Source organism: Streptomyces sp. CA-111067, from assembly GCF_050956065.1.
Taxonomy (GTDB): Bacteria; Actinomycetota; Actinomycetes; order Streptomycetales; family Streptomycetaceae; genus Actinacidiphila.
Genome location: NZ_CP192103.1, coordinates 8,307,872 through 8,325,216 on the forward strand (window position 1 = coordinate 8,307,872; position 17,345 = coordinate 8,325,216).

Consider the following 17,345-nt stretch of genomic DNA (forward strand, 5'->3'; position numbering starts at 1 on the left):
CTCACTTGGCTGCCCCTTCCTCTTCCTGTCCGCCCGGATTCTCGATGCCCAGCTCGCGGAACACCGCGGCCGCCACCCGCAGCCCCGCCAGCGCCCGCGGCACCCCGGCATAGGGAGCCAGGTGCACCATCACCTCGACGATCTCGCGCGGCGGCACGCCGATCCGCAGGCTGTTGCGGACGTGGTCGTCCAACTGCGGCTCCACCCCGCCCATCGCGGTGAGCGCGGCCAGATTCGCGATCTGCCGGTCCCGCAGCGTGAGCCCCGGCCGCTGGTAGGTGCCGCCGAACAGGCTCGTCACGATCCATTCGGAGAAGCCGGGCGCGAGCGCGTCGAGCGCGGTCAGGGTGCCCTCGATGGTCTCCGGGCCGGCCAGCTCGCCGAGGAGCCGGTAGCCCGCCTCGCGGTCGACCGCCGCCGGCCGGCTCACCACTGCCGCCCCGTCTCGATCGCGTCGAGCCCCGGCCTCGACAGATGCAGCACCTCGTAGCGCTCCACGCCCACGCCCCCGTCCTCATCCGCGTCCCCGCCCGTGTCCGGCTCCGGGTCGTCCTGGTGGAGGCTGAACCGCACCAGCTCCCAGTGCCGCGGATCCACCACCACGGCCACCGAGTGCACCCCGGGCCGCGCGGCCAGCTCCGGCAGCCGGGCCAGCTCCCGTTCGATCACCGCGGCCGGTTCCTCGCCCGGAGGCAGCGGCTGGGCCCGGCGTACCGCGGCCCGGGGCGCGGCCGCCACCGCGGGTCCGCGGGCGAAGCCGAGGCCGGTCCAGTGCTCGACCACCGGCCGGCCGAAGTCGTCGACCAGGCCTTGGAAGCCCGGGCCCCACAGAAAGCTGTTCATGCCCTGCGGGGTGTTCCAGAGATAGAAGGGCGCGTACTGGTTCACCGGTGAGCCGGCCACCCCGCGTTCGCGGATCAGATAGGCCTTCTGGCCGAGCCCGGGGAAGTCGTCCAGCAGATGGCCCCTGGTCGCCACCCGATGGCGGATGATCTTCATGTCGTAGTCCGCGGGCAGCGTGATCCGGTAGTTCATGGCGTGCACGGGTCTGTCCCCCCTCGTTGTCGTGCGTTCTCGTGCGATGTGGTGGCGGCGGGAGCCGGGCCGGGGCTCAGCCGGCCGGCCGGGGCTCGGCCGCCGCGGCGTTGAGCAGCGCCACGGCGCCCCGTACCGCCTGGTCGAACGGCTCCTGCGAGCCGGCCGCGCGGGCGAGCACGTAGCCGCCCTGGACGACCGCGGCCAGCGCCGCCGCGGTGTCCGCCGGATCCAGCCCCGGGCGCAGCTCACCGGAGGCCGTTCCGTCGGCGACTATCACCGCCAGCCGCTCGCGCAGCCAGGCGAACGTCTCCTCGACCGGCCGGCGCAGCTCGTCGCTCGCTATCACGTCCGGATCCATCGCCATCCGGCCGACCCGGCAGCCGCGCTGCCCGTCCCGCTCGCGCAGCAGATACGCCATGGCCTTCTCCAGCGCCGTCTCCCCGGTGTCGAGCTGGGCCGCGGCCTGCGCCCGCAGCTCCTCCGCGCTGCGCCGCATCGCCGTCACCGCCAGGTCGGGCTTGCCCCGGAAGTGGTGGTACATGCTGCCCTGGCCCGCGCCCGCCCGCTCCTGGATCGCCTTCGGGCTGGTGCCGACATAGCCCCGCTCCCAGAGCAGTTCGCGTGTGCTCTCGATCAGTCTCTCCGCCGTCTCCATGAGCTCACTGTACATACCAGTAGGTACAGAATCCAGCGTCCGAACGGGTGACACCGGAAGAGAGCCGGAGAAGAGCGATCAAGAAGCAGCCGGGTACCGGGCCGCCATATCCGAACCCCGGCCCGCCATGGGCCCGTTCGCGCATCTTGCTCCGCGCCCCGACCTGCCCGCTAGGCTGGACCGGGATACCGACGTAGGAGGAGATCGGACGTGGCCGAAAGCACCACCGGGCAGCCGTTGGCCAACGGGAAGAAGCCGCAGGTCGATCTGACAGGCGCGGAGTGGCTGTCCAGCAGCCAGGGCACGGGCGATGTGCAGATCGCCTTCGTGGAGGGCTATATCGCGATGCGGGACGGGCGGCACCCCGACGGGCCCGCGCTGATCTTCACCCCCGCCGAGTGGCGGGCCTTCGTACTCGGCGCGCGCGACGGCGAGTTCGACCTCACCTGAGCCACCCGCCCGCCGCCGCCCCGGCCGTACGCGCTCTCGCCGTACGCCGGGGCAATAGGCGTGTCAGCCCTCCGCCGCGAAACGCCCGCCCGCCGTCCATGGCGCCCGGCCACCCGCCCAGGGCCGCCGGCCACCCGTCCAGGACGGCCCTACGGCCAACTGCCCAGCTCCGGAAGCGGATCACCGGTCAGCGGGCGGACCGGTATCCGTCCGGCCAGCCACGCGGCGAGGTCGTTCAGCGTGCCCTGCACCGCGACCGGCCGGCCCGTCCCCCGCACCCACTGCCGGGTGCCGTCCGCCGTGGTCAGTGTCACCCGCACGCCGTCGGGCAGCCGCGCCGACAGATCGTCGATCAGGTAACTGCCCAGCTCCGGTGACCAGTCGTCGGTGCCCGGGCCGAGCAGCGCGTCCGCCGTGTGGATCTCCAGCTCGCGCCACCAGGCCAGGCCCGCCGCGAGCAGTGTGCTGTCCCGGTAGCTCACCGGGCGGTCCCAGTCGGCCGGGCCGACCGCCGACCACGAGGCCTCGATCTCGTCCAGCGCGTCGCCGAGCGCGGCTGCCAGCCGCGCGGCCGAACGCCCGTGCCCGGCCTCGATGTTGGCGTCCCGGGTGGCCCGGCCGCCGTCGTAGACCTCGATCAGCTTGCCGCGCAGCGCGTAGCGTGCCTGCCGGGCCAGGGCGAGTCCGACGCCCTCGATATGGGTCAGCACATGGCCGCGGCTCCAGCCCGGCAGCGCGCTCGGCGCCCGCAGCGCCTCGTCGGTGAGGCCGGGAAGAAGGCCGCGCAGCCGGGTCTGGCCGGCTTCCAGCGCCGCCGGCAGGCCGGCCGGGTCGATGGCGGTCGTCGTCACGGCCACAGCAGCCCCCGCTCCCAGCCGGTGCCGGTACACACGTAGTTGACCCTCGTATGCCGGCGGTCGCGGTCGCCCTGCCAGAACTCGACGCTGTCGGCCCGCAGCGTGTAGAGGGTCCAGCCGGGGGCCACCAGGCCGGGGTCCTCCTCGATCCGCCGGGCGGCGGCGCGTACCGCCTCGTCCCGGGCGGCCAGGTCGGACAGCGGGGTGCTCTGCAGGCCGAGCAGCGCCTCGGCGCGGGCGCCGGGGGAGCGGGCCAGGAAGTCGGCGGCGCTGCTGCCGGGTTCCGCGGCCTCGACCCGGCCGCGCACCCGTACCTGCCGGGCCAGTTCCGACCAGTAGAAGGTGAGCGAGGCCACCGGGTGGGCGGCCAGTTCCCTGCCCTTGCGGCTGTCGGCGTCGGCGGCGAACTGCCAGCCCTGCGCCGAGACGTTCTTGAGGATCAGCACCCGGGCGGTCGGGGCGCCGTCGGAGCCGATCGTGGACAGCGTCATGGCGTGCGGTTCGCGCACTCCGCCGCGGTGCGCCGCGAGCAGCCATTCGACGAACAGCTCCTGCGGGTCCACCGGAAGTCCGGCGGGGTCGAAATCCGGCAGGTCGCCGAAGAACACGTCGATTCCGCGCAGCAGTTCACGGAGGTCGGACACGGGCAGCCCCCTCGGTGTTAATGGTGTTCGATGACGATACCATTAGCCCATGCAAGGTGATCATCTCGCGCTCGATCTCGCCGTCACCATCCGGCACGACGGCCACGGCGGGGTCGCCGACGACCTCGCGGAGCCGGCCGGGCTGACCGGCTGGGTGCGGGCGCACGCGCGGGAGCTGGCACCCGACCTGGCCGCGGCCGGGTTCACCGCCGACCCGGCGGCGCTGGCGGCGGCGGTGGAGGTGCGCACCGCGATCCGGGCGCTGTTCGCCCGGGCGGTGCTGCCGGGGGAGCCGAGCGCCGCCGACGCCGGACGGCTGCCGTCGGCCCGGCTGGCCCTCGACCGGCTGAACGCCGCGTCCGCCCGGGTGCCCGTCGCCCCGCGCCTGGACTGGCCGGAGGGCGCGCCGCCGGCCGCCGCACACACGGTGCCGGGCGCGCCGCCCGCCGCCGACCGGCTGGCCGCCGCCCTGGCGCGGCACGCCATCGCGTTCCTGGCCGGACCGGAACGCGAACTGCTGCGGGCCTGCCCGGCGCCGCGCTGCGTGCGCTACTTCGTCAAGGAGCACTCCCGCCAGGAGTGGTGCAAGCCGTCCTGCGGCAACCGGGCCCGGGTCGCCCGCCACACCGCACGCAAGCGCGCCGAACGGGCCTGAGCAGACCGCGGGACAGGTCTCAGCGGTGGCCGAGCACGTTGACCACCCGCCCGCTGGGGTCGCGGACGAAGAACCGCCGCACGCCCCACTCCTCGTCCTGCAACGGATGCACGATCTCCGCACCGCTGTCCCGCACGGCCGCATAGGCCGCGTCCACGTCGTCCACCTCGACGCTCATGTCGGGGACGACCGGCGCGGTCTTGTCGTGGGACAGGACGCTCACCTGTGCCGACGGATCGGCCGGTGAGGCGAGCGTCATGATCCAGCCGAGGTTCATGACCTCCTCGAAGCCCAGCAGGCCGTAGAACTCCCGGCTCTCCTCCGCGGCCTCCGACCGGATGTTGGGCACGACACGGCGAACTGCCATCGACGACTCCAGGTGGGATGGGACGTGTCTTCTGGACCCTCCAGAGGTACTACGCCACCCTCGCCGCCGCACGCACCACACCGGGGCGCGGTCGGTCGGCGCGGCGCGCGATACCCGTGGTAACAGGGGCGCACAAGGGGCGCACGGTGGCTTCGGGACGGTGCGGGGCCGAGGGGATCTGGTGCGCCGCCCGGCGCACATGGCAGGCTCCGGCTCGGTCGGCGCGCAGGTGTCCCGTCCCGGTCCGCCCACCGCACGGCCATGCTGGTCCGTCTCCTGCCAGTGGCGGACCGGCATGGCGGTTTCACCCCTCACCGAGCGCAGCCGACGGCGTACGCTGTGAGGCCACGGACGGCTGTCCGCGCGGCACGAAGTGCGCCGGGCGCGCGCCTGCCCGAGGCAGGGGGGTGGGGACCATGACGCAGCGCACGCCGCGCGGGCGACGGGCGTTGTTCGAACGCGACGCCGAACTCGTCGCCGTCGAGGACGCGTTGGGCGATCTGACCGGTCTGCGTTCCGACGGCGACCAGCTCAAGGGGCACCCGCGCGGCGGCCTGCTGGCCTTCGCCGGCTCCGCGGGACTGGGCAAGACCACCCTGCTCGCCGAGGTCCGCCGGCGCGCCGCCGACCTCGGCTGCACCGTACTGTCCGCGCGCGGCGGCGAACAGCAGCAGCAGGTCGCCTTCCACGTCGCCCGCCAACTGCTGCAACCGCAGCTGGCCGGCGCCGCCGACGCCGAAGTGCGGGCGGCGCTGGGCAGTTGGTACGACATCGTCGGACCCGCGCTCGGCCTGAGCAGCGCGCAGGGCGCGGCCCCCGACCCGCAGGGCATCCGCGACGGCCTCGACTGGGTGCTCACCCATGTCGCCGTGCAGCGCGCCCCGGTGGTCCTGGTGCTCGACGACGCGCACTGGGCCGACCCGCAGTCGCTGAACTGGCTGGCCGCCTTCGCGCCGCGCGCCGACGAGCTCGCGCTGCTCATCGTCGTCGCCTACCGCCCGGCCGAACTGCCCGCGGGCGCCGAGGCGTTCCGCGGCCTGCCGGGCCGGGCCGGGCACCGCCCGATCGGCCTCGAACCGCTCACCGAGGACGCGATCGGCCGCCTGGTGCGCGGCGCGGTCGGCGAGCACGCCGACGACGCGTTCTGCCGCGAGTGCTGGGCCGTCACCGCGGGCAACCCGTTCGAGGCGGTGGAGTTGACCGTCAAGGTCCGCGACCGCGGCCTGCGCCCCGACGAGACCAGCGCGCACCTGCTGCGCGACCTGGCCGCCGCGGTCAAGGGCCACGGCCTGATCACCCGGCTGGAACGGCTCGGCCCGTCCACCGTGCGGTTCGCCTGGGCCGCGGCCGTCCTGGGCACCGAGATCCAGCCGGAGCTCGCCGCCGGGGTCGCCGGGCTCGGTCCGGCCGAGGCGGCCGACTGCGCCGACCGGCTGCGTGAGGCCCGGATCCTCACCGGCGGCCGCACCCTGGAGTTCGTCCACCCGCTGATCGCCACCGCCGTCTACCGGGCGATACCCGACGCCGTCCGGGTCGCCCTGCACGGACAGGCCGCCTGGTCCGCCGTCGACGCCGGACTCGGCTCCGCGACAGCGGCCAGGCACCTGCTGGAGACCCACCCGGACGCCGATCCCTGGGTGGTGGACCAACTGCGCGCCGCCGCCCGCGAGACGCTGCGGGCCGGCGCTCCGGAAACCGCCCGCAGCTACCTGGGCCGGGCGCTGCGCGAACCGCCCGCCGCCCACGAACGGGCCGCGGTGCTCTTCGAGTTGGGCTGCGCCTCGCAGCTGCTCGAACCGTCGGTGACGGTCAACCACCTGCGGGCCGCGCTGGCCGAGCCGATCACCGACCCGGAGCTGCGCGACGGCATCCACTTCAGGCTGTCCCAGTCGCTCGCGCACAGCGACCGGCTCAGCGAGGCCGCCGAGGTGGTCGCGCAGGCCGCCAGGGAGGCCACCGGGCCGCGCACCCGGCTGCGGATGCAGGCCGAGCAGTTCATGTGGGACGCCTTCAGGGCCGACGAACCCGACTCGCCCAGCCGCTCCCGCCGGCTGACCCGGCTCGCCGACCGGCTCACCGGCCGCGACCTCACCGAGCGGTACGTCATCGGACTGCGCGCCTGGGACGCCACCTTGCGCGGCGAGCACACCTCCACCGTGCTGCGGCACGCCGGCCGCGCGCTGGCCGGCTCGCTGCCGTGGGCCAACGAGGGCTGGGGCTTCGAGGTCCCGACGCTGGTCGCGATGACCTACCTCTACGCCGACCGGCCCGGCCGCGCCGAGGAGCTCTTCGCCGAGGGCATCGCCGGCTTCGAGCGGCACGGCTGGCGCGGCGCCCACCTGTCGTTCGGCTACGTACTGCTCGGCTACGTCCGCTACCGCCGCGGCCGGCTCGCCGAGGCCGAGGAGCTGGCCAGGGACGGCCTGCGGCTGGCCGAACGGGTCGGGCGCGGCACCCCCGTGCAGTGGTACTGCGTCGCCGTGCTGACCGAGATCCTGCTGGCCCGCGGCCGGACCGACGAGGCCGCCGGGCTCGCCGCCGACTACGCCTTCCAGGAGCCGTTCCCCGCCGCCGTCACCTTCCCCGACGCCCAGGCGGTGCACGGCGAGCTGCTGCTCGCCCGCGGCCTGCACCGGGAGGCCGCCGCCGAGCTGGCCGCGGTCGGCCGGCGGCTCGACCCGCGCGGCATGCGCAACCCCGCCTGGTGCCCGTGGCAGATGCATCTCGCGCTGGCCGAGTCGCACGACGCACCGGAACGGGCGCGGAAGACCGCCCTCGACGCGGTGGTGCGGGCCCGGCAGTTCGGCGCGCCCTCCGCGATCGGCCACACGCTGCTGGTGGCCGCCGAGGTCACCGGGGGCGACGAGGGCATGAAGCTGCTCGAAGAGGCCGTCGCCCAGCTGGAGACCTCGCCGGCCGCCCACCGGCTGGCCTGCGCGCTGGTCGCGCACGGCAGCGCGCTGCGCAGGGCCGGCCGCTGCGAGGAGGCCGCCGGGCAGTTGCAGCGCGGCCTCGCCGGCGCCGTCCGGTGCGGGGCCGACGGCCTGGCGGCGCGGGCCAGGCAGGAGCTGGCCACCGCCGGACTGCCCAGCCGGCCGCCCGGCGCCCCCGACACCGGCGCCCTCACCACCGCGGAACGCGCCGCCGCCGGGCTGGCCGCCCGCGGCGAGGAGCAGCCCAAGATCGCCGCCGCGCTCGGCACCGGGGAGCGGGACGTCGTCCAGCTGCTGTCCGCCGTCTACCGCAAGCTCGGCACCGATCGTGCCGGGCTGCCCGAAGCTCTGCGGGACCTGCCGCAAGGCGCCGGGAGCGGTCACCCGCCCGGCGCGAACGAGTGAGCGAAGAGCCGGCCGGCCCGGTCCCCGACGACGGGGGCTACCCGTACGATGGCGGCATGTCCTTCCTCCGCCGCCGCAGCGCAGCCACGCCCCTAGGGCCGGACTTCGACGTCCTGGCCATGGACCCGGGCGACTGGCCCGGCGAACTGAGCGCCGGCCTGCTGCCCGGCCCCGACGGGAGCTGCCAGGGCATCTACCTGCGCTACGACCTGCTGGGCGGACGCGGCCCCGCGCTGCTGATCGGCAACCTGCCGGCCGGTTCGCCGGCCCGCGAACTGGACGAGGGCCAGGTGCCGTTCGAGGTGGCGCAGCTGCTCGCCGCGCTCGGCAACGACGAGCCGGCCGAGGTCAGCAGCATCGAGGACACCCCCGTCATGCAGGGCGACAACCTGCTGATCGTACGGCGGGTCAAGATCTCCGAGTCGCGGATCGGCTGCGCCCAGTTCGACCGCAGCGACGGCGTGCAGGTCACCATCGCCACCTGGGACCGGCCGATCACCGACGACCTGTACCAGCTGCTCAAGCCGCTGCCCGCGGAGATGTTCCAGGCGCGGTAGCCACCGGCACGGAGGAGGGGCGGCGCCGCGGTTCGCGGCGCCGCCCACCTGTTCCCCGGCCGCTCAGTGCGGTGCGCCGAGCGCCGACGGCAGCAGCGTCACATCGGCGGCGCTGACGTAGGCCACCCGGTGTCCGAGCTGGATCTCGTAGTAGAGCTGCTTGCCGCGGACCACCGTATGGCTCGCGGTGTCGAAGGTCACCGCGTAGAAGTACTCGCCGCGCTCCGCGCCGCCGACCACGTACCGCTGGCCGGCCGGCACCTGGTAGGGCAGCGGTGACAGCGACTGCACCGGCACGCCCGCCGGGTAGGCGGCGGCCTCCGGGTAGGCGCGGCCGTAGACCGGCACGGTGGCCAGGCCCTTCCTCGGGGTGGCGACCAGGCCGAGGGAGTTGACGGCCGTCGGGTGCGCGGCCGGGTTCTGGAACCACGCCTTCTGGCCGAGGTACCAGATCGCGGTCCAGTCGCCCTGCCGCCCGGCCACCGCGAACTGCTGGCCGGTGGAGGCCCGGGCGCCCACGTCGTTGACGCCGGTCGTACTCGGCCCGGTGCCGTGCAGGCCCACGTCCGACACCAGCGGCGCGTCCTGGCTGGGTGCGGAGTACAGCCGCACCGCGTCCGAGCCGTGCGCCGGGCAGGTGTCGCCGGCGGTCACGCAGCCGGTGTAGACGGGCTGGTTCGTGGCGTAGTCGGGATCGACGGTCACCACACCGCCCCACGGGCCGGCCGTGGCGTGCACCGGCGCGCCGAGCAGCGCCATGTAGTGGCCCCAGTCCCAGTACGGTCCCGGGTCGGTGTGCATGCCGGTGATGTACGAGGTGGTGGGGGCCGGCACGTTGTCGTGGCCCAGGATGTGCTGCCGGTCGAGCGGGATGCGGTACTCGGCGGCCAGGTACTTCACCAGCCTGGCCGACGTCCGGTACATCGCCTCGGTGTACCAGGTGCCCGGATCGGTCAGGAAGCCCTCGTGCTCGACGCCGATCGACTTGGCGTTGGTGTACCAGTTGCCCGCGTGCCAGCCGACGTCCTTGGTCGCCAGATGCTGGGCGATGTGCCCGTCCGCGGACCGCACGGTGTAGTGCCAGGCCAGGTACGTCGGGTCCTGGACCAGCTGCATCGCGGTGTCCCAGTAGCCCTCGGTGTCGTGGATGACGATCGTGTCGATCTTCTCGTCGTTCGGCCGGTCGGCGATGTCGTGGTTGCCGTAGTCGCCGCCGCCGGTCTCCTGGTACGGCGCCGGCACCCACTCGCAGCCCAGGCCGGGCGGGCACTCGGTGCCGGCCGAGTCCGACGGCTTCAGGCCGGTGCGGGCGGCCTGGCCGGCCGCCGGGGCCAGCGACGGAACGGCGGCCAGGGCGACCGCCTGGCCGCTGTCGGTGGTACGGGCCTGGCCCTGCCGGATCACGTCGAAGACGTCGTCGGCGAACGCGGTACCGGTGGCCTGGTCGGTGGCCCCCGAGTAGCGGGCGACGGCCGCGTACCAGTCGGCCGGGTCGGCGCTCAGCGGCTCGCCGAGCCGCCGCTGGGTGTCGGCGAGCAGCGCCGCGCCGCCCTCGACGTTGGCGGTCGCGTCCTGGCGCAGCGCCCCGGCCGGCAGGCCGGTCAGCGCCGCCGCCCGCTCCAGGGTGCGCGAGGAGGCCGGCGCCGTGGCCGGGTCAGGGACTCCGGCGGTGGCCGTGGTGGTCAGCGGCCGGGAGTCGTCGCCGCGGCCGTCGTTCCCGCCGTCGCCCGCCGGCGCGTCGCCCGCGGGCCGCGGCGGGTGGTCCTTGAGCGCGGTGCGTATGTCGGTGAGGTGCATCGGCCCGTAGCCGCCGGTGACACTGGGGACGCCCTGATGGCCGTCCCAGCGCGACTCCAGGTAGGACACGCCGAGCAGCACGCTGCCGGGCACCTGGTACCGGGCGGCCGCGTCGGTGAACGCCCGGGCCAGGACGGTGTCGGCGGCAGGCGCGGGCTCGGCGGCGTGCGCGGTGCCGAACAGCGGCAGCAGCGCGGCGCAGGCGCCGGCCGCGGTCATCGCACGCAGGGTGCGCCGGCGTCGGCGCGAACGGTCGGACGGGGGAGCGGAACCTCGCACTGCGACCTCCTCCAGGAGCCGGCGGCCGGTCCGGCCGCGCGGTGCCACAGAGGTACCGGCTGCCGAACCATCCGTCAACTACCCGTGAAGGAGGCCGTCTTCGCACGTCAGCGCCTGTCCGCCGAACTTTCGCCGGTCCGCCGCGCCCACCTGCTCCGCGTCAGTGGTGTGGACCAATGTGCGCGGAGCGGGCGGGCTCGAAGCGGAGTAGCGGACTGGCTCCGAGCGGACGGGCGGAGCGGCGTCAGCGGGTGCCGACCGCCGCACGTACCGCCCGCCGGGCCAGCCCGCAGTCGTCGTGCAGCCGGCGCAGCAGCAGCCGCTGCTCCTCGCCCGCCTCCGCCGCGCCGGGTGCCGCCGGGGCGGGCGCGCGCATGGTGCGCTGTACGGCCGTCTCGTAGGTGCGGATCTCCCGGGTGAGCACCAGCATCAGGTTGACCAGGAAGGCGTCACGGGCGGCCGGACCCTGCGAGGTCGCCTGCTGGCTGATCTGCCGCCGCATCGGGTCCTCGCCGAGCACCGTCCACAGCACCGCCAGGTCGTAACCGGGCAGGTACCAGCCCGCGTGCTCCCAGTCCACCAGCGAGGGCCCGGCGGGGGAGAGCAGCACGTTGGACAGCAGCGCGTCGCCGTGGCAGAACTGCCCCTGCGCGTGTGACAGCCCGTGCAGCAGCTTCTGCAGGTCGCCCATGTCCCGGTCGGTGAGCAGGCCGAGCTCGTGGTAGCGGCTGATCCTGGCCGGGTAGTCGATCGGCGCGTCGAACGTGCCGACCGGCGGGCGCCAGGAGTTGATCCGCGAGTACGCCGTCAGCGCCGCCCGCAGATCCGCCCTGGAGGGCATGTGCGACGGGTGCCGCTGCGGCGACACCACCCGTCCCGGCATCCGCTCCATCACCAGCACGCAGCTGTCCGGATCGGCTGCGATCAGCCGCGGCACCCGTACCGGCGGGCGGTGCCTGACGAACGTGCGGTAGGCGGCTATCTCATGGCGGAAACGTTCCGCCCAGGCTGGTGAGTGGTCGAGCAGACACTTCGCCACCGCCGGTGACCGGCCGGAGGTGCCGATCAGCAGTGCGGTACGGCCGCCGCGCCGCAGCAGCTGGGCCGGGGCGAACTCCGGGCAGATCCGCTGCACCGCGGCCACCGCGGTACGGAGCTGGCTGCTCTGCGGGCCGGTCAAGTCGAGTCTCCCGCTGAGCGGATGGGAGCCGCCCGCCACGCCGCGCCGGAGCGGGCCGGCCGGGCGCGGGCGGACGGCGGTCTCGCCGCCGGCGGGGAACGCGGGCCGGGGCGGGGCGGACACGGAGGACGATGCCGAGTACATAGGAAGAAGCAGATCCCTTCGTGTGCCAACGAGTCAGGGCCGCCACCGCCGACGGCGGACACCCGGCGCGTGGGCCTGTCGCCGCCGTCCGGACGCCGCACCCTGGGGAATGCGTCGGCCGGGCGGCGATGACACCGCTCACGCGCCGGCCCGCTCCCCGTACCGTCTCGTCGAACTCGTGAAGCTCGTCAAGAGCGGTCCGGAGCCCGGCAGTTGCCAGGCGGGGTGGCGCACTCCTACCTGACACCCGCGCTCGGGTGGCAGACCATCTGGCGCACCCTGGCGAACCCTGGCGAATACTCGCCTGGCCGATGCCACCGGGAATAGTGTCAACGTAGCTGAGAAACCTGGGGGCTTGACGTGGGCAACGAGGCCAACACCCGACTCTCGGACCTGTTCGGCCTCACCGGCTGGTCCAAAGGCGAACTCGCCCGGCTGGTCAACCGGCAGGCGGCGGCCATGGGCCATCCGCAGTTGGCGACCGACACCTCGCGCGTACGCCGTTGGATCGACACCGGTGAGTCACCGCGGGAACCCGTGCCGAAGGTGTTGGCCGCGCTGTTCACCGAGCGTCTCGGCCGTGTCGTGACCATCGAGGACCTCGGGTTCGACCGGCGCCGGCTGACGGGGAGGGGACAGGCCGGAGACGGCCTTCCGTGGCCGCCGGGGCGAACCGCCGCGGTCCTCACCGAATTCACGGGAATGGACCTCATGCTCAACCGACGCGGTCTGGTGGGCGCGAGCGCCGCGCTCGCCACCGGCTCCGTACTCAGCAGCGCCATGCACGACTGGCTGCACACCGACCCGGCACTCGCGGCCGACGCGCCAGTCCTCGACGATCCGCTCAACGCCGACCCCGCCGCCTACGACCGCTACGAGGCGGTCCCGGTCGGCTCCCAGGAGATCGAGTCGCTGGAACACTCGGTCGAGGTGTTCCGCGCCTGGGACTCCTCCCGCGGCGGCGGCCTGCAGCGCAAGGCCGTGGTCGGCCAGCTCAACGAGGTGGGCGGGATGCTCTCCTATCCCCATCCGGCGCATCTGCAGCGCCGGCTGTGGGGGGTGGCCGCCAACCTCGCGGTGCTGGCCGGCTGGATGTCCCACGACGTGGGCCTGGAACCCACCGCGCAGAAGTACTTCCTGATCGCCGCCCACGCGGCCCGCGAGGGCGGTGACCGGCCGCGGGCCGGCGAGGCGCTGTCCAGGGCGGCCCGGCAGATGGTCCACCTGGGCCGGCCCGACGACGCCATGGACCTGATGAAGCTGGCCGCGTCAGGCTCGGGCGACGCCACCCTGCCCCGCACCCGGGCCATGCTGCACACCATCGAGGCATGGGCCCAGGCGTCCATGGGCCACGGCCAGGCGATGCGGCGCACCCTCGGCGAGGCCGAGCAGCTGTTCGTCTCCGACCAGGGCGACACCCCGTCGCCGAGCTGGATGCAGCACTTCGACGAGGCCGACCTGCACGGCATGGAGGCACTGGCCTACCGCACCCTGGCCGACCACGAGCCGTCGGCCGCCGCCCAGGCGCAGGTGCACGCGAAGCAGGCGATCCAGCTGCGGGTCGCCACCGGCCGGGAGCGGTCGATGATCTTCGACTACCTCTCGCTGGCCTCGGCCTGCTTCATCGCCGACGACCCCGAACAGGCCGACCGGTACGCCCGGATGGCGTTGCTGACCATCGGCCAGACCTCCTCGCACCGCACCTGGGACCGGCTGCGCGAGATGTACCGGCTGACCGCCCGGTACGCCGGCCAGAGTGACATCCAGGACCTGCGCCGGGAGATCGAGACCACGATGCCGGCCAGGACCAGGACCAGGGCCAGGGGCGGCAAGGGGAAGGGGGCCCCGCCCGGACGCTACCGGCAGGTGTGAGGCAGCGCCCGCGAACGACCGCGACGGCGGGCGGACACGGGTGAGGCGAACGGGCGGGGCCACCCGCCGGCACGGTACGCAGCCGATCTGCCGCCGAACGGATCGGACCGGCCGTGGACGCGTCCGCCTCTGACAGCCGTACGCCCGCCACCGGTCGCCCAGCCGCGCCCCGGCCCTTGCTCAGGGCCCGGGTCTCGCGCTCAGGCGATCCTGGCGATCAGCACGCAGGCGTCGTCCTCGCGGTCCGGCGTGCCGAACTCCGCGGCGACCATCCGCACGCAGTCCTGCGCGTTCCTCGCGGTGGCGAACAGCGGTGCCATCGACAGCAGCCGGTCGGCGCCGCTCTCGCCGGCCGCGGTGCCGAACGCGGCCCGCCGCGGCACCAGGCCGTCGGTGTGCAGCACCAGCAGGTCGCCGGCCGCGAGCTGCTCGTCCGCCTGGGCGTACTTCGCTCCCGAGGTGGCGCCGAGCAGCACGCCCTCCGGCGGGTCGAGCACCCGTCCGGCGCCCGCGCGGAACAGCAGCGGGGCGGGGTGCCCGGCCTGCGACCAGTGCAGCCGCCGGGTCACCGGGTCGTACCGGCAGCACAGAGCGCTGCCCAGCGCCGGCTGCGCGGAGGTGTCGAGCAGCTCGTTCAGCCAGCCCATCAGCGGACCCGGCTGGAGCCCGGCCACCGCCATGCCGCGCAGCGCGCCGAGCAGCATCGCCATGCCGGAGGTGGCGGCGACGCCGTGCCCGGTGAGGTCGCCCACGGTCAGTAAGGAGGAGCCGTCCGGGAGCTGCATCGCGTCGTACCAGTCGCCGCCGACCAGGGCGCCGGTACCGGACGGCAGGTAGTGCGCGGCCAGGTCCATCGTGGTGGGACCGCCGTCCTGCGGGAACCGCAGCGTGCCGCGCCACGGGGGCAGCACGGCCTCCTGGAGCTCGACCGCCATCCGGCGCTCTGTGCTGGCGATCTGCTGCTGGCGCTGCAGCGAGTCACGGGTCTCGCGCAGCATGCGCTGGCTGCGCCGCAGGTCGCTGACGTCACGCAGCACCGCCCACATCGACACGGTGCCGCCGTCGCCGCCGAGCACCGGCTCGCCGACCATGTGCACGGTGCGTACTGTGCCGTCGCTGCGCACGATGCGGAACTCGCCGTCGATCGGCCGGCCGTCCACCAGGCAGGAGGTGACCATCTCGGTGAGCAGCTGCTGGTCCTCGGAGAACAGCCAGGACGGCAGCTCGTCCAGCGTCAGCGGTCCGTCCTCGGGGGAGCGGCCGAAGATCCGGTACAGCTCGTCGGACCACTGCACGCCGTCGGTCAGCAGGTCCCATTCGGCGCTGCCGGCCCGGCCCAGCGCTTCGACCACCGCGGCCTCCGGCAGTTCGGCCGGCGAGATGAGCCGGTCGGGCGGCAATTCGTCGTCCGTGCCGAGCCCTGGACCGTCCTTGAGCTGGCCGAGGTGCGTGTGCAGGTCGTCGAGCTGGTGCACGGCCAGGTCGCACAGGGCGCGCTGCCAGCGCAGCCGTGGATCCTCCGCGGCCGACGTGCTCGCCTTCAGCACGGCGTCGACCCGGGTTCTGAGCTGGCGGGCCTGGGTGATCAACGCGTCCACGGCATCGAGGTCCGGCGACTGTGCGGCGGGATGATCCGCGTGCGTAGGGGACGGCATGACGCACTCCGAACGGGTCTGCTGGCAGGCGCTTGACGGCCGTGGCGGACGGGAGGACCGGTAACGACTGTTGCACAGGGAGCGATGGGCCGTAAGGGTTTCCGCGATACCCGATCTGGTGGTGCTTCTGGCATATGCCAAAAGCCTGTCGATTTCCTGTCCTGAACCTGCCGGAATCCCAGCTCCAGGCGTTGCCGGGGCGCCGCCGGGCCCGGCCCTGAAGCGACATCGCGGCCCCGAGTCGGTAGGCTTCCGCCGCCCGTCCCCACGGATCCTTTGCTACCGCCAGGTATGAATTGCCCGGTGGCCGGTAAGGATGCCGGGCACCGGCAGCGGAAATCCCGTTGCCATGGAACCCACCGCACCGGATGCTGACCTCATGTTCGACCCAGACATAGCGCCCAGCGGCACCCTTCTCGGCCTCCTCCAGAGAGGGCGCGGAGACGGTCCACTGCATGCCCTGGCGGCGCCACGGGCCGAAGCCCTCGCCGCCGTGGAGCAGTGCGTGCTGCGCGATCCCCGTCTCGACTGGCGGATCGAGTCGCGCTCCCTCTATTACGCGCGCCTGTACTCCGACCTCGAAGGCTCGCTCGACGGGATCGAACAGCACCTCTTCCACACCGACGACCTGCTCGCCCCCGACGAGCACCGCTGCGGGCTGGCGCTGTCCGTCCTCGGCCACCTGGCCGGCTACGGCCGCCGGGACGCGCTGCACCTGCTGCGCCGGTACGCCGCCCGCGGCGGCTGCTGGGACTGGGCGCTGGACGAACTCGCGATCCGCGACGACGAGAACGGGCTGCGCTCGCTCGGCCCCTCCGTCGTCTCCCGGTTCCCCAGGACCCCCGAGGGCGACGCGGAACTGGCCGCCGCCGTACGCGAGGCGTACGAACCCCGCCCCTGGCAGCTGTGGGCGGAGGACACCTCCCGGCCCGCCACCGCGCAACGGGTGCGCAAGGCCGCGGAACAGGTGTCGTTCGACCGCTGGCAGCGCCAGCTGCGCTCGGCCGGCCCCACCCCCGGCTGGAGTGTGACCGCCGTCCTGGAATGGGCGCAGCAGGGCCTGGACGACCACCCCGCCGTCGAACGCGACCAGCCCGCCGCCCGCTGCCTGGCCGCCGTGGCAGGCCCGGAGGATCACGCCGAGCTGCTGGAGGCCGCCCTGCGCGGCCCGTCCGCCGCCCGTGCCGCCGCGCTGCGGTACCTCGCCGACCGCCGCGACCCCGCGTGCCTGGACCTGATCGAGACCGCCGCCGTCTGCGTGGACGAGCGGGTGGTGAGGGCCGCGCTCGAATCGTTCGAACGGATGCGGGACGAGGCCGCGCTGATCCGCGCCCGGCAGTGGGCCGCCCGCACCGATCCGCTCGGCTCCGCCGCCGCCCGCATGCTCGCCCGGCGCGGCGGACCGCAGGACGCGGCGCCGGTGCTCGCCGCGCTGCGCCGCATCGTCCAGACCGGCGGCGCCGACGCCGACGGGCTCGACCCGCTGGTCGAAGGCGTCGGCCGGCTCGCGGCCGGCCGCGCCTCCGCCGTGCTGCGGCACCTCTACCGCGAGACGTCCTCCTCCCAGCTGCGCGGCACCGCCGCCCGGGCGCTCGCCGCGGGCGATCCCGGATTCGCCGCGGGATTCGCCGTCGAGTGCCTGTGGGACTGCGAGGAGGCCACCAGGGAACTGGCCGCGCACCAGGCCGCGTCCGGCGACGTACGGGTGCTGGCGCAGCTGCGGCGGCTGGCCGCCGACCCCGCGGAGGAGGCCGAGGTGCAGACCGCCGTCCGCGGCCGGCTGAGCTCCGGCGGAACGTCCAGGTGACGAGCGGGTCCCAACGCTCACGGGCCGTTCCACTTCGGGAAAGATCCTCG

At 74.4% G+C, this 17,345-nt stretch carries 15 protein-coding genes; 6 read left to right on the forward strand and 9 right to left on the reverse strand.

The genetic code is table 11. The features are described 5' to 3' along the window. Position 1: 1 nt before the first annotated feature. The 3 genes from ACQPW6_RS36690 to ACQPW6_RS36700 all read right to left on the reverse strand — a co-directional run bounded on the left by ACQPW6_RS36690 (position 2) and on the right by ACQPW6_RS36700 (position 1,693). Entirely contained in the window at positions 2–430 is a 429-nt protein-coding gene (locus tag ACQPW6_RS36690) for a carboxymuconolactone decarboxylase family protein (RefSeq protein ID WP_433894052.1), read from the reverse strand. Then, on the reverse strand, positions 427–1,044 hold the full coding sequence (locus ACQPW6_RS36695) for a DUF4865 family protein (protein ID WP_433894053.1): 618 nt from the start codon (positions 1,042–1,044) through the stop codon (positions 427–429). Before ACQPW6_RS36695 ends, ACQPW6_RS36690 begins: the two co-directional genes overlap by 4 nt. A gap of 67 nt (positions 1,045–1,111) precedes the next feature. Continuing rightward, on the reverse strand, positions 1,112–1,693 hold the full coding sequence (locus ACQPW6_RS36700) for a TetR/AcrR family transcriptional regulator (RefSeq protein WP_433894054.1): 582 nt from the start codon (positions 1,691–1,693) through the stop codon (positions 1,112–1,114). A 210-nt stretch (positions 1,694–1,903) separates the two neighbouring features. On the opposite strand from ACQPW6_RS36700, the gene ACQPW6_RS36705 reads away from it, so the two are divergent. Then, on the forward strand, positions 1,904–2,143 hold the full coding sequence (locus ACQPW6_RS36705) for a DUF397 domain-containing protein (protein WP_433894055.1): 240 nt from the start codon (positions 1,904–1,906) through the stop codon (positions 2,141–2,143). Between the two features lie 149 nt (positions 2,144–2,292). On the opposite strand, the gene ACQPW6_RS36710 is transcribed toward ACQPW6_RS36705, so the two are convergent. Together ACQPW6_RS36710 and ACQPW6_RS36715 are read right to left on the reverse strand one after the other, a co-directional pair. Next, positions 2,293–2,994, reverse strand: a complete 702-nt coding sequence (locus ACQPW6_RS36710; protein WP_433894056.1) for a maleylpyruvate isomerase family mycothiol-dependent enzyme — start codon at positions 2,992–2,994, stop codon at positions 2,293–2,295. Continuing rightward, the gene (locus ACQPW6_RS36715) at positions 2,991–3,644 is read right to left on the reverse strand and encodes a pyridoxine/pyridoxamine 5'-phosphate oxidase (RefSeq protein WP_433894057.1); all 654 of its coding nucleotides are present in this window, start codon (positions 3,642–3,644) and stop codon (positions 2,991–2,993) included. Before ACQPW6_RS36715 ends, ACQPW6_RS36710 begins: the two co-directional genes overlap by 4 nt. Positions 3,645–3,693: 49 nt before the next feature. On the opposite strand from ACQPW6_RS36715, the gene ACQPW6_RS36720 reads away from it, so the two are divergent. Further along, positions 3,694–4,299, forward strand: a complete 606-nt coding sequence (locus ACQPW6_RS36720; RefSeq protein WP_433894058.1) for a CGNR zinc finger domain-containing protein — start codon at positions 3,694–3,696, stop codon at positions 4,297–4,299. Between the two features lie 19 nt (positions 4,300–4,318). Here ACQPW6_RS36720 and ACQPW6_RS36725 read toward each other — a convergent pair whose 3' ends face one another. Beyond that, complete coding sequence (locus tag ACQPW6_RS36725; protein ID WP_433894059.1) at positions 4,319–4,666, reverse strand: VOC family protein; 348 nt, start codon at positions 4,664–4,666, stop codon at positions 4,319–4,321. A gap of 416 nt (positions 4,667–5,082) precedes the next feature. Here ACQPW6_RS36725 and ACQPW6_RS36730 point away from each other — a divergent pair, with 416 nt between their 5' ends. After that, on the forward strand, positions 5,083–8,004 hold the full coding sequence (locus tag ACQPW6_RS36730; protein ID WP_433894060.1) for an ATP-binding protein: 2,922 nt from the start codon (positions 5,083–5,085) through the stop codon (positions 8,002–8,004). A gap of 56 nt (positions 8,005–8,060) precedes the next feature. Beyond that, entirely contained in the window at positions 8,061–8,561 is a 501-nt protein-coding gene (locus tag ACQPW6_RS36735; protein WP_433894061.1) for a hypothetical protein, read from the forward strand. Positions 8,562–8,624: 63 nt separating this feature from the next. Here ACQPW6_RS36735 and ACQPW6_RS36740 read toward each other — a convergent pair whose 3' ends face one another. Next, positions 8,625–10,637 (reverse strand): N-acetylmuramoyl-L-alanine amidase, encoded by a 2,013-nt coding sequence (locus ACQPW6_RS36740; protein ID WP_433894062.1) that lies wholly within the window; start codon positions 10,635–10,637, stop codon positions 8,625–8,627. Between the two features lie 244 nt (positions 10,638–10,881). After that, on the reverse strand, positions 10,882–11,961 hold the full coding sequence (locus ACQPW6_RS36745; protein ID WP_433894063.1) for an aminoglycoside phosphotransferase family protein: 1,080 nt from the start codon (positions 11,959–11,961) through the stop codon (positions 10,882–10,884). A gap of 360 nt (positions 11,962–12,321) precedes the next feature. On the opposite strand from ACQPW6_RS36745, the gene ACQPW6_RS36750 reads away from it, so the two are divergent. Further along, positions 12,322–13,833 (forward strand): DNA-binding protein NsdB, encoded by a 1,512-nt coding sequence (locus ACQPW6_RS36750; RefSeq protein ID WP_433894064.1) that lies wholly within the window; start codon positions 12,322–12,324, stop codon positions 13,831–13,833. A gap of 200 nt (positions 13,834–14,033) precedes the next feature. On the opposite strand, the gene ACQPW6_RS36755 is transcribed toward ACQPW6_RS36750, so the two are convergent. Further along, positions 14,034–15,488: a PP2C family protein-serine/threonine phosphatase gene (locus tag ACQPW6_RS36755; RefSeq protein WP_433894065.1), complete on the reverse strand. Its 1,455-nt coding sequence runs from the start codon at positions 15,486–15,488 to the stop codon at positions 14,034–14,036. 379 nt (positions 15,489–15,867) lie between these two features. Between ACQPW6_RS36755 and ACQPW6_RS36760 the strand changes: the two genes are divergently transcribed. Then, positions 15,868–17,295: a HEAT repeat domain-containing protein gene (locus tag ACQPW6_RS36760; RefSeq protein ID WP_433894066.1), complete on the forward strand. Its 1,428-nt coding sequence runs from the start codon at positions 15,868–15,870 to the stop codon at positions 17,293–17,295. The last annotated feature ends 50 nt before the right edge of the window (positions 17,296–17,345 follow it).